Source organism: Prevotella sp. P3-122 (assembly GCF_002251365.1).
Classification (GTDB): domain Bacteria; phylum Bacteroidota; class Bacteroidia; order Bacteroidales; family Bacteroidaceae; genus Prevotella.
On sequence record NZ_NPJH01000007.1, the window covers coordinates 80,519 to 93,470 of the forward strand.

Sequence of the window (12,952 nt, forward strand, 5' to 3'; positions counted from 1 at the left end):
TTTCAGCTGTTGGTTTTCTGTTGCCTGTCGAGTTCCCTTTTCAGGAACATTGGCGTATATCCCTTGTCCGACTTGGCAACGTCCTCCGGGGTTCCCGTTGTCAGTATCTCTCCTCCGCCCCGTCCTCCGTCCGGTCCAAGGTCAATGATGTGGTCTGCAAGCTTTATCACATCAAGGTTGTGCTCGATGATGATTACGGTATTGCCTTTGTCGACAAGCTTCTGCAGGACATCCATCAGTATGCGTATGTCCTCGAAGTGAAGTCCCGTTGTAGGCTCGTCGAGTATGTAGAGGGTCTTGCCGGTATCTTTCTTTCCCAGTTCCGTTGCGAGCTTCACTCTCTGGCTCTCGCCTCCCGAGAGTGTTGTAGACGATTGTCCGAGCTTTATGTACCCCAGTCCAACTTGCTGCAGCGCCGTTATCTTCTGAGATATTGACGGCACGGCGTCGAAGAACTCCACAGCCTGGTTGATGGTCATGTCGAGAACATCGGCTATTGACTTTCCCTTGTAGCGCACTTCCATGGTTTCGCGGTTGTACCTCTTGCCGTGGCAGACCTCGCAAGGCACCATGACATCAGGCAGGAAATTCATCTCTATGGTCTTGTAGCCGTTGCCGCCGCAAGTCTCGCAACGTCCGCCCTTGACATTGAAAGAGAAACGTCCGGGCTTGTAGCCTCTTATCTGAGCCTCAGGCAGGGCGACAAAGAGATTTCTGATGTCAGAGAACACTCCGGTGTATGTGGCGGGATTGCTTCTTGGAGTGCGTCCCAGCGGACTCTGGTCTACATTCACCACCTTGTCGATATTCTCAATACCCTCTATGCTGGAGTAGGGCATGGGTGTTTTCAGCGAACGGTAGAAGTGTTGGCTCAGAATGGGCTGTAGGGTCTCGTTGATAAGAGTGGACTTCCCCGACCCTGAGACACCCGTCACCACAATCAGCTTGCCCAGTGGGAACTCCACGTCGACATTCTTTAGGTTGTTGCCGCACGCGCCTTTTATCCTTATATATTTTCCGTTGCCCTTCCTCCTTTTTGACGGTATGCTGATGGTTTTCTCAATGTTGAGGTACTGGGCTGTCAGTGTATGCTCCCTAAGCATCTCCTCTGGCGTACCCTGAAACACCACCTCGCCTCCCTTGCGTCCTGCCTTCGGGCCGATGTCCACGATATAGTCGGCTGCCAGCATCATGTCGGAGTCGTGCTCGACCACCATTACCGTGTTGCCGATGTCGCGCAGCTGTTTCAGCGACTCTATCAGCTTGCAGTTGTCACGCTGGTGAAGGCCTATGCTCGGCTCGTCAAGGATGTAGAGCACATTGACGAGTTGCGAGCCTATCTGTGTGGCAAGCCTTATGCGCTGGCTCTCACCACCGGAGAGAGAGGCGCTCGGACGGTCGAGCGACAGATAGCCCAACCCTACCTGCAACAGGAAGTCGACACGCGTCCTCAGCTCCTTCAGTATCTCGTTGCCTATTTTCTGCTGTGTGGAACTAAGATGGTCAGGCAGCTCGTCGAGCCATTCCCTGAGGTTGTTGAGGTCGAAATGCGACAGCTCGGCTATGTTCTTGTCCCATATCCTGTATGCCAGCGACTCCTTGCGCAGACGCTGGCCGTGACATTCGGGACACTCCGCGACAGCCAGGAACTGGTCTGCCCACTTCTGTCCCGCCGCTGTGTCGTCGTTCTCCATTACGGAACGCAGATATTTCACCACGCCATCGTAAGCAACGAAATAGTCGCTTGACGTATGGACTCTCTCCTTCGGAATGCGAACGTTCTCAATGCTGCCAAACATTATCTCGTCGACCGCCTCCTTGGGAATGTCTTTGAATGGAGTGCTGAGGGCCATGCCGCTCTTGGTAAGAATAGCCTCTATCTGCCAGAATATCATCTGGTTCTTGAATTTTCCTAAAGGAACAATTGCACCGTCGGCTATGCTCAGCGTGTTGTCTGGTATAACCTTTTCCATGTCAATCTCGTTGACCCATCCCAGTCCCTTGCAATGCGGGCAGGCACCTTCGGGAGAGTTGAACGAGAACATGTTCGGAGCCGGGTCGCTATATGCGATACCAGTAACGGGATCCATGAGCTTCTTCGAGAAGCTGCGTGACTCGTCGCTGTCCTTGTCGAGTATGACAATAGCACCGTCGCCCTGCCTCATGGCAGTCTCAATGCTTTTCCGCAACCGCTCGCCATCGCCTTCTCTGACCTCCATCTTGTCTATCACCACCTCTATATTATGGTTCTTGTAGCGGTCGGTCTTCATGCCGCGCGTAATCTCCAGTACCTCTCCGTCGACTCTTGCATAAAGGTAGCCTTTCCGGCGAAGGCTCTCGAAAAGCTCCCTGTAGTGTCCCTTGCGCTGGCGGACAAGCGGGGCAAGGATGAATATGCGCTTGCCGGAATATGCTGTCTCGATGATGCCGACTATCTTCTCCTCGGTATATTTCACCATCTTCTCCCCGCTGACGTAGCTATAGGCGTCGGCCGTACGCGCATAGAGCAGACGCAGATAGTCATAAATCTCTGTTACCGTGCCGACGGTAGAGCGGGGATTGCGGTTGGTGGTCTTCTGCTCGATGGAGATTACAGGCGACAATCCCGTAATCTTGTCTACGTCGGGCCGTTGCATGTTGCCGAGAAAGTTGCGCGCATAGGCAGAGAAGGTCTCTATATACCTGCGCTGTCCCTCAGCGAAGATGGTGTCGAAAGCCAATGATGACTTCCCCGACCCAGAAAGGCCGGTGATGACGGTCAGCGAGTTGCGGGGCATCACCACATCAACGTTTTTCAGATTGTGAACCCTTGCGCCGTAGACTTCTATTTTCTCTTCCTGATTATTCATTCGTTGTTGTCTCTTCTGTATATCCTCTGAGAAGGTTTACGTCCTTTTTTATGCTGTAGTTCCTGCCATCAGCACCCTTGGCTTTCACCAGGCAGTAGTATACTCCCTGTGCGACATCCTTGCCCTTGTACTTGCCGTCCCAGCCTCCTGCGGGGTCGTCCCAGTCATATAGTTTCTGTCCCCAGCGGTTGAAGATGTAGGCATGGAACTCCACAATGCTCTGGTAGCCCTCCTTGGCCTTGTAGATGTCGTTGATGCCGTCGCCGTTTGGCGAGAAGGCATTGGGCATCTCAAGCTTGCTCTCGGAGATGGATATGGTAATGGGCGAGCCTTCCGATGTCCAGTACTCATCCGTAAAACATACGGTATCATTGCCTTGCGTGAAGGTGGCGTAGAGCTCCACATAGTGTGCTCCGGCATCGTTGAACGTGTATGTGGTGGTCTCGTCGTATCTGATGAGATACGGACTGTCCCTTTTGCCGTCCTTGTAGAACCTCCACTCGTAATGTGCGTTCCATCCGTCTGCGTTCTCTGTTCCCGACGTGAAAGTGGCCTCCAGTGGGGCTGACTCCGAGACGCTTGTGCCCTGTTGCTCCTCGCCGTCACTGTTAAGATATGTCACGAGCGGAGAGATGGTTGGCACATCCTGCGCAAGGACACTAATATTGACACATATCACAGTAAAAATAAGTAGTATTGCCTTTGTTTTCATTGCTAAAATCATTCTATTCATGCAAAAATACGGATTATTGTTGATTTAACCACACTTTTTTTGTATTTTTGCACTTGATTCAATCAAAAATATATATTATGATGAAAATTTTTAGGTTTGGATTGCTGCTTCTGGCACTTTGCTTCTCTGTTGGCAGCATGGCTCAGGTAAACAAATGGCAAGATATATATAAGGTAAAGAAAAAGGATACTCTCTTTGGCATTACCAAGAAATACGGCATTACACTGCCGGAGCTTATGGACGCAAACCCTGTAATGAAAACTCAGGGCTACGAGCTGAAGAAAGGTGATACCATATTTATACCTTTTGCCAAGCCAAAGGAAGAGCAGAAGCAGACGCCAATACAGCCATCAAGTACAAGGAAGAGTACAGACCCTGTGAGAATTGGCGTAATGCTGCCGCTGCATAATGTGGATGGCGACGGCAAGCGGATGATAGAATATTATCGCGGCATTCTTATGGCATGCGACTCACTCAGGGCCGCAGGCATCTCCACAGACGTCAAGGCTTGGAACCTTCCCATTGACGGGGATGCCGCCAAGGTGGTGGGAATGCCGGGAGCTGCCGACTGCGACATCATCTTCGGGCCTCTGTATACTCCCCAGGTCAAGCAGATGGCCGATTTCTGCAAGGAAAAAGGCATCAAGCTGGTCATACCGTTTTCCATCAGCAGCGACGAGGTAATGAAGAATGTCAACGTCTTCCAGATTTACCAGACCAAGGACCAGATTAACAACGCATCGATAAATGCTTTCCTGGAGAGGTTCCCCAACCATCATGCCGTATTCATCGACTGCAACGACACCACGAGCAACAAGGGAATCTTCACTTTCGGACTGCGCAATAAGCTTGAGAACAAGGGGAAGAAATACAGCATCACAAACCTGCGCAACTCTGAGGAGGTGTTCGCCAAGGCGTTCTCTAAGTCACAGCCCAACGTGGTTGTTCTCAATACCGGACGATCGCCAGAGCTTAATGTCGCTATGGCGAAGCTCAACAGCCTCGTGGCAAACAACCCCAACATCAGTATCTCTCTGTTCGGATATACCGAGTGGCTGATGTACACCAAGTATCAGCTTGCCAATTTCCACAAGTTCGATACATACATTCCCACGACATTCTACTACAACGCTCTGAACTATAAGACTACGTCATTAGAAAAGAGCTACCGCAGGTGGTTCTCTGAAGACATGCAGAATTCCCTGCCCAGGTTTGCCTTGACAGGCTACGACCACTGCCAGTATTTTGTGCGTGGTATAAGGATGTTCGGCGAGAAGTTCTGGGGCACGCGCGACCAGGACATCTACACCTCCCTGCAGACCCCGCTCTATTTCCGCCGGATGCCTACGGGAGGGATGCAGAACGAGAGTTTCATGCTCATACACTATACTAAGGACAACGGACTGGAGTCGATAACATATTGACCAAAACACATTCAACACATTAATGAGGAATTTCATAATATCGGCAATACTCTCTATCGTCCCTGTGGCCATGACGGCGCAGATAGGCGAGCATCGCAACGACCTCGCCATCGGCTTCAACGGCGGACTGAACATGTCGAGCGTAAGCTTCACTCCAAAGGTGTCGCAAGCCAAGCTGAACGGCATCACCGGAGGACTGTCCGTGAGATACGTCTGCGAGAAGTATTTCAGCACCGTCTGCTCGCTGTATGGAGAAATTAACTACAGCCAGATGGGATGGAAGGAGGACATCGTGGATGTCAACGACATGCCAGTAATAAACACGGCAACAGGACTGCCGGAGGAATACAGCCGGACGGTAAACTACATACAGGTGCCGCTCATGGCACACCTGGCATGGGGTAGGGAGCAGAAAGGCTTTGCCTTCTTCGTCAACCTCGGACCACAGTTCGGTATCTATATGAGCGAGAGTACCAAGACCAACTTCGACTTCTCTGACCGCAACGCTGCCGACAGGGTGAACCCCGTATGCGCCCAGGACACCATGGCCGTAGAGAACAAGTTCGACTATGGTATCGCGGCAGGAGCAGGAATTGAGTTCAGCCATCCGAAGGTCGGGCATTTCCTCCTTGAGGGACGCTACTATTATGGCCTTGGCAATATCTACGGTGACTCCAAGCGAGACTATTTCGGGTCGAGCAACTTCGGAACGATAACCGTAAAGCTCGCCTATCTCTTCGATATTGTCAGTACAAGGAGACAATGAGACATAACATATACTATTATTAATAACATCAAAACTAAAACATTATGTTCGAAGGACAACCCAAAGGTCTTTATGCGTTGGCATTGGCCAACACCGGCGAGCGGTTTGGCTATTACACCATGCTGGCCGTATTCATTCTTTATCTACAGGCCAATTTCGGTTTCGCTACTGGCACGGCCAGCGGCATCTACTCCACATTCCTGATGATGGTCTACTTCCTTCCCGTCATTGGCGGTATCGCAGCCGACCGTTTCGGTTTTGGCAAGATGGTGACATCGGGCATCATCATCATGTTCATCGGCTACATGCTGCTCTCCATTCCTCTCGGAGCCGGCACGCCTGCCATCGCAGCTCTCTGTATGGCACTGGTGCTCATAGGTCTCGGAACGGGACTCTTCAAGGGCAACCTCCAGGTTATGGTTGGCAAGCTCTATGACGCACCACAGTATGCCGACAAGCGCGACAGCGGCTTCAGCCTCTTCTATATGGCTATCAATATCGGTGCCATGTTCGCGCCTACCGCAGCCATCAAGATTATGGAATGGGCACAGGCCTCTCTCGGCGTAAGCGAGGAGGAGTCCTACCACTATGCCTTTGCCGTGGCATGCGCCAGCCTTATCGTCTCAATAGCTATTTATTACATATTCAGCGGAACATACAAGCACGTGCTCGTAAACGAGGGTAAGAAGGGAGCGGCTGCTGCCGACGGAGCACAGGTAAAGGAACTCTCAAAGGCCGAGACCAAAGAGCGCATCGTATGCCTGTGCCTGGTATTTGCTGTTGTCATCTTCTTCTGGATGGCCTTCCATCAGAACGGCAACACCCTGACACTCTTCGCACGCGACTATACCCAGACAATGTCAGAGGGACTGCAGAGCATGGCTTTCGACGTCACCAACCTCGTGGCCGTAATATTCATCGTCTACGGTCTCTTTGGCATCGTTCAGAGCACAACGGCCCGCGGAAAGGGCATTGGAGCAGCCCTCACACTGCTTGCTGTCGTCTTCCTTGTATACAAGTACATGTCTCTCGAGGGAAGCATCGAGGTCAAGGCACCAATCTTCCAGCAGTTCAATCCCTGCTACGTTGTAGCCCTCACACCTGTTAGCGTGGCACTCTTCTCATGGCTCAACAAGAAGAAGAAAGAACCTTCAAGCCCACGCAAAATCGGACTTGGCATGCTCGTCGCCGCCCTGGCATTCTGCATCATGATTGTAGGCTCTATGGGATTGCTCGACCCGATAGACCAGGCTGCTGCCATAGAGAACAACCAGAACCCAGCACGTGTCAGCGCAAATCTTCTCATTACTACTTACCTCGTGCTCACCTTCGCCGAGCTGCTTCTTTCGCCTATCGGCATCAGCTTCGTCACAAAGGTTGCGCCACCGAAGTATGCCGGACTTATGATGGGACTGTGGTTTGCCGCAACAGCCATCGGCAATCAGCTCGTGATGATACCGGGCTTCCTCTGGGGATGGAACGTATCGCTGCCAGTAATCTGGGGCGTTCTTGCAGGCATCTGTCTGCTTAGCGCACTGTTCATATTCTCTATCATCAAGAAACTCGACAAGGTTAGCGAGTAAAAACAACGACTGGCCAACTGATGGCTCTACATCTATCATCGGCCGTCTGACAATTTGCCCTGTAAGAACATAACAGCATGACTACGCAAGTATTCCTGCCAAATGCTCTTACAGGGCAATATCTATGCTGAAACATACGGCCCACTTACAATTTCATGTCTATATCGCACCCAACATACTTGCCTTATTGGTTCGGGAGTAATTTCTTTTAGGACAACAGTGACCCATATTGTGTGTCTTTCCTCCCTTTTCTTTTATCCTAAAAGGATATACGGTTTCTCTGCCAGTTTTGCCATTTTCAGACGCAAAGCATTGCAACCGCTCACGCAAAGCATTGCATGTGCCATCGCAAAGCTTTGCATCCGCCAACGCAAAGCTTTGCATCTGCCAACGCAAAGCATTGCATCAGCCAACGCAAAGCATTGCACAATTTGACGTACAAATATCACAGTAGCAACGCCGGCTGAACCCAAGGTCGCCGGCTGAAGGAAAGGCAAAGGGGAGGCAAAGGGAAGGCAAAGGGAAGGCAAAGGGCAAAAGCATACAAACAATGAGGGCGTGTCAAACTGCTGTGACACGCCCTCTTTGGTATTTAGTCTAAAGGACTTTTATTGTATTGGCTTGCTTACTCATTCCAGTCTTCCTTGCTCTTGCGAACGTATGACTTGTAACGGATTTGTGCCATTTTCTTGGCCTCAGCGAAGAGCTCCTCAGCCTCGGCAGGATATGCCTTCTTGACAGAGAGATAGCGAACCTCGCCATCGAGGAAGTCCTGGAACTTGTCCCAGTCAGGCTCCTTGGAGTCGAGTGAGAACGGGTTCTTGCCCTCCTCGGCCAACAGTGGGTTGTAGCGCCAGAGGTGCCAGTAACCGCACTCTACAGCGCGACGCTCCTCTTCCTGTGAGCGACCCATACCGCCCTTGATCTTCAGACCATGGTTGATACATGGAGCGTAGGCGATGATGAGTGATGGTCCAGGATATGCCTCTGCCTCACGGATGGCCTTGAGTGTCTGTGCATTGTCGGCACCCATAGCAATCTGGGCAACATATACGTAGCCGTAGGTGGTGGCAATCATACCAAGGTCCTTCTTGCGGATGCGCTTGCCCTGGGCAGCGAACTGTGCGATGGCACCAAGAGGAGTAGCCTTGGAAGCCTGACCGCCGGTGTTGGAGTAAACCTCGGTATCGATAACGAAGATGTTGAGGTCCTCGCCAGAGGCGATAACGTGGTCGAGACCGCCGTAACCGATATCGTAAGAAGCGCCGTCGCCACCGATAATCCACTGGCTGCGCTTAACGAGATAGTGGTCGAGGGTCTTGAGCTCCTTGCAGATGTCGCAACCGGCGTTGGCACCGGCCTCAATCATCGGCTTCAGAACAGCTGCCAGACGCTTTGTCTCGTCAGCATCGTTCTGCTTCTCTATCCACTCCTGAGCAGCAGCCTTGAACTCGGCTGGCGTGCCCTCGTTCTCTATAGCCTTGGCGAAGAGCATGGCAACACGCTCCTTCATCTTCTTGTTGCCGAGAACCATACCGAGACCGAACTCGCAGAAGTCCTCGAACAGAGAGTTGTCGAAGGCAGGACCCTGACCCTTGGCATTGGTGGTGTAAGGTGTTGACGGGATAGAAGCTGAATAGATGGAAGAGCAGCCAGTAGCGTTGGCTATAATCTCACGGTCGCCGAAGAGCTGAGAGATAAGCTTGACATACGGTGTCTCACCGCAACCAGAGCAGGCGCCAGAGAACTCAAACAGAGGCTGAGCGAACTGGGAGTTCTTCGGGTTGAGCTTGATGTCGACGAGGTCCTGCTTTGAGGTGACGTTTGCAACGAGCCAATCCCAGTCGGCAGCGAGCTTCTTCATATCCTCTGCGTCGGGGTTGTAGGCAACCATCTTTAGTGCCTTCTCAACCTCGCCAGTCTCCTTGTTCTTCTTGCCAGGACAAACGTCGGCACAGTTGCCGCAGCCGAGACAGTCGAGGACAGACGGCTCGATAACGAAGTGCATACCCTTCAGGGCTGCAGGAGCCTTCATCTCCATGGTCGGTGTATCGATGCCCTTGAGCTCGTCGTCGGTGAGAACGAACGGACGGATGGCAGCGTGAGGACATACGAACGAACACTTGTTACACTGTGTACAGTTGTCGGCATTCCATACCGGAACGAAGGCGGACACTCCGCGCTTCTCCCAACGGGCTGTGCCGTTCTGCCATGTACCGTCGATGGTGTCATATTTTACGAAGTCGGAAACCTTCAGCAGGTCGCCAGCCTGAGCGTTGATAGGACGAACGAGGTCCTTAACGAATGCAGGAGCTGCATCCTCTACAACCTCATCGTCGGGCAGGTTGGCCCATGCGGGGTCGACAGCAAGCTGCTTGTACTCGCCACCGCGGTCAACGGCCGCATAGTTCTTGTCAACAACGTCCTGACCCTTCTTGCCATAGGACTTCACGATGGCCTTCTTCATCTGCTCAACGGCAAGGTCTACAGGGATAACCTCCGTGATGCGGAAGAACGCGGACTGAAGGATGGTGTTGGTACGGTTGCCAAGACCTATCTCCTGTGCAATCTTTGTCGCGTTGATATAGTAAACGGTGATGTTCTTCTCAGCGAACACACGCTTAACCTTGTTGGGGATGAACTTGACGAGCTCATCACCCTCGAAGATGGTGTTGAGCAGGAACGAGCCGTTCTCGCGGATACCACGTGTGACATCGTACATGTTCAGATATGCCTGAACGTGGCATGCAACGAAGTTTGGTGTGGTAATCTGGTATGTAGAGCGGATAGGCTCGTCGCCGAAGCGGAGGTGTGAGCAGGTGAAACCACCAGACTTCTTTGAGTCGTAGGAGAAGTATGCCTGGCAATGCTTGTCGGTATTGTCACCGATAATCTTCACTGAGTTCTTGTTGGCGCCTACGGTACCGTCAGCACCAAGACCGAAGAACTTGGCCTCGTAGATGGACTTGCCGCCAAGTGCCATCTCCTCTACGGCAGGCAGAGAAGTGAATGTCACGTCGTCGACGATACCTACTGTGAAGTGGTTCTTTGGCTCTGGCAACTCGAGGTTGTTGTAAACAGAGATAATCTTTGCTGGTGTGATGTCTGAAGATCCGAGACCATAGCGGCCGCCAACGATTACCGGACGGTTCTCCTGGTCGTAGTATGCAGACTTCACGTCGAGGTACAGAGGCTCGCCCTCGGCACCTGGCTCCTTTGTCCTGTCGAGCACGGCAATCTTCTTGACTGTCTTGGGAACTGCCGCGAAGAGATGCTTGATGGAGAATGGACGATAGAGGTGTACGGAAACCATACCGACCTTCTTGCCCTGACCCATGAGGTAGTCGATGGCCTCGCGGGCAGCCTCGGTGGCAGAACCCATAAGGATGATGATGTTCTCGGCATCCTCTGCGCCATAGTAAGAGAAGTTGTGATACTCGCGGCCGGTAATCTTGGAGATTTCGCCCAGATAGTGCTCTACTACGTCTGGTATGGCATTGTAGTGGGCGTTGCAAGCCTCACGGTGTGTGAAGAATGTCTCTGGGTTCTCGGCGGTACCACGTGTTACAGGACGCTCCGGAGAGAGGGCGCGGTCGCGGAAGTTCTTCACATCGGCCTCGTCAACCAACGGACGGATGTCCTCAATGTCCATGACCTCTACCTTGTGATACTCGTGAGAGGTACGGAAACCATCAAAGAAATTGATGAAAGGAACGTGGGTCTTCAGCGTTGCCAGATGAGGAACGGCTGTAAGGTCCATAACCTCCTGGACTGAGCCAGAGCAGAACATTGCGAAACCTGTCTGACGGCAAGCGTAAACGTCCTGATGGTCGCCGAAGATACACAGAGAGTGAGAGGCCAACGTACGTGCTGACACGTCGAACACGCAAGGCAGCAGCTCACCGGCAATCTTGTACATGTTAGGAATCATGAGCAGCAATCCCTGTGAGGCGGTAAACGTGGTTGTAAGCGCACCTGCCTGCAGAGAGCCGTGTACGGCACCGGCGGCACCGCCCTCAGACTCCATTTCCTGGATTGACACGTTCTGTCCCCAAAGGTTCTTCTGTCCCTTTGCGGCCCACTCGTCAACATGCTCCGCCATTGGTGATGACGGGGTGATGGGGTAAATGGCTGCAACCTCAGTAAACATATAGCTTACGTGAGCGGCAGCGGTATTACCATCACAAGTCATAAATTTCTTTTCTTTTGCCATTTTGTTATAGATAAAAGTATTAAGTATGTTATGATGTTTTGTTAAAACAATTTTTTCTTTAGTAGAGGAAACCAAGAAGCCACAGGGGTATCTTGTTGCCTTGGCCAACCTCGGTGTTGTACCTGACGTATATGGTGTCGTTGTTGTATCTCAGCTTGTTGGACATCTGTGCGTCGCATATCCTAAACTTCTGCCCGCCGTCAACAGTATAGTAGTTGTCTTTTCCTACTTGGTTGACAGTGTGGTCCTTCCACAGCGCATTGACAAAGAATGTCTCCATGACGTCCTGCCTCAGAGTATGTTGCGGATAGATGGCATACATCAGGTTGGAATTGTGCATCATTATCTTTGTGGGCTTTTTCGGGAAATCCTCTCCTACGGGGTAGATGATGTTTATAAGCCGTGCGTCGGCAAGATACTTTATGTAGTTCATTACCGTTGCCCTGCTGGTGTCCACCTGCTCGGCCAGCTTGCTGATGTTGGGAGTTTTTGGACCATCCACGGCAATAAGATAGAACAGCTTCTTTATCTTTGCGAGATACTTCAGCTCTATCTGTTTTATGAAGAGGACATCCACCTCTATCATCATGTTCATAGTTTTGAGCAGGTTCTCAGAGAAATTCCTGTGCTCAAGGAAGAAGGGGTAGAAACCATGATGGATATAGTTTTGGAAATGTTTTACCGGACTTGCCTTTGGCAATATCTGCTTGATGATATGCTCATGGTCTTTGATAATCTCGTCAAGCGTATAAGGTCTGAAACTGTTGCCTGTCTGCAGATTGAGATATTCACGGAAAGAAAAGCCTCGAAGGTTGTAGCTTTTCACTATGCCACCAATCTCAGGGTTCTCCTCCTTCAGTCTCATTACGCTAGAGCCTGTAAAGACAATCTTCAGTTCTGGGTAAAGGTCGTAGCATGTCCTAAGCTGGCTGCTCCAATCAGGCTCCTTGAATACCTGGTCAATAAGCAACACCCTACCACCCTGTGCAACAAAATCGCCGGCAAAGTCGGCTATGCCCCTGCCTTGGAAAAAGAAGTTGTTCATGTTTATATACAAGCACTTCCTGTCATCTTTCCCGAACTTCTCCTTGGCATACTGCAGCAGGAATGTTGTCTTGCCAACACCGCGTGTGCCCTTGATGCCTATCAAGCGGTCGTTCCAGTCGATCTCGTCCATAAGGGTACGACGAACTGGTGCGTTTGTATGCTCTATGAGATACGCATGGGTCCGGTAGAATGCTTCCATAGGGTATATTCTTGGTTCTTTATGGTTATACAGTGCAAAGATACTACTTATTTTGAAATTTGCAAAGTCAAGTTTGCAAAAACTTTGCTTTTTTAGTTTTTTTGCACTTTTAATCTTTTTGCTTTCGTCTGAGTGCAA

The 12,952-nt window shown here is 51.2% G+C and carries 7 protein-coding genes; 3 read left to right on the top strand and 4 right to left on the bottom strand.

Features of this window, described 5'->3' with window-relative positions; genetic code table 11:
* Positions 1 to 2 precede the first annotated feature (2 nt).
* On the bottom strand, positions 3 to 2,849 hold the full coding sequence (uvrA, locus tag CIL02_RS01570; RefSeq protein WP_094398728.1) for an excinuclease ABC subunit UvrA: 2,847 nt from the start codon (positions 2,847 to 2,849) through the stop codon (positions 3 to 5).
* Positions 2,842 to 3,561: a gliding motility-associated C-terminal domain-containing protein gene (locus tag CIL02_RS01575; protein WP_094398729.1), complete on the bottom strand. Its 720-nt coding sequence runs from the start codon at positions 3,559 to 3,561 to the stop codon at positions 2,842 to 2,844. Before CIL02_RS01575 ends, uvrA begins: the two co-directional genes overlap by 8 nt.
* A 98-nt stretch (positions 3,562 to 3,659) precedes the next feature.
* Between CIL02_RS01575 and CIL02_RS01580 the strand changes: the two genes are divergently transcribed.
* The 3 genes from CIL02_RS01580 to CIL02_RS01590 are packed head-to-tail and all read left to right on the top strand — an operon-like array spanning position 3,660 to position 7,355.
* Positions 3,660 to 5,006: a LysM peptidoglycan-binding domain-containing protein gene (locus CIL02_RS01580; protein ID WP_094398730.1), complete on the top strand. Its 1,347-nt coding sequence runs from the start codon at positions 3,660 to 3,662 to the stop codon at positions 5,004 to 5,006.
* A 22-nt stretch (positions 5,007 to 5,028) separates the two neighbouring features.
* On the top strand, positions 5,029 to 5,772 hold the full coding sequence (locus tag CIL02_RS01585) for a porin family protein (RefSeq protein ID WP_094398731.1): 744 nt from the start codon (positions 5,029 to 5,031) through the stop codon (positions 5,770 to 5,772).
* Positions 5,773 to 5,816: 44 nt separating this feature from the next.
* Positions 5,817 to 7,355, top strand: coding sequence for a peptide MFS transporter (locus CIL02_RS01590; RefSeq protein WP_094398732.1), 1,539 nt, complete (start codon positions 5,817 to 5,819; stop codon positions 7,353 to 7,355).
* 625 nt (positions 7,356 to 7,980) lie between these two features.
* Here CIL02_RS01590 and nifJ read toward each other — a convergent pair.
* Together nifJ and CIL02_RS01600 are read right to left on the bottom strand one after the other, a co-directional pair.
* Positions 7,981 to 11,568 carry a pyruvate:ferredoxin (flavodoxin) oxidoreductase gene (nifJ, locus tag CIL02_RS01595; protein WP_094398733.1) on the bottom strand — a complete coding sequence of 1,196 codons (3,588 nt, stop codon included), beginning with the start codon at positions 11,566 to 11,568 and terminating at the stop codon, positions 7,981 to 7,983.
* Between the two features lie 58 nt (positions 11,569 to 11,626).
* Entirely contained in the window at positions 11,627 to 12,814 is a 1,188-nt protein-coding gene (locus CIL02_RS01600) for an ATP-binding protein (RefSeq protein ID WP_094398734.1), read from the bottom strand.
* Positions 12,815 to 12,952: the final 138 nt, after the last annotated feature.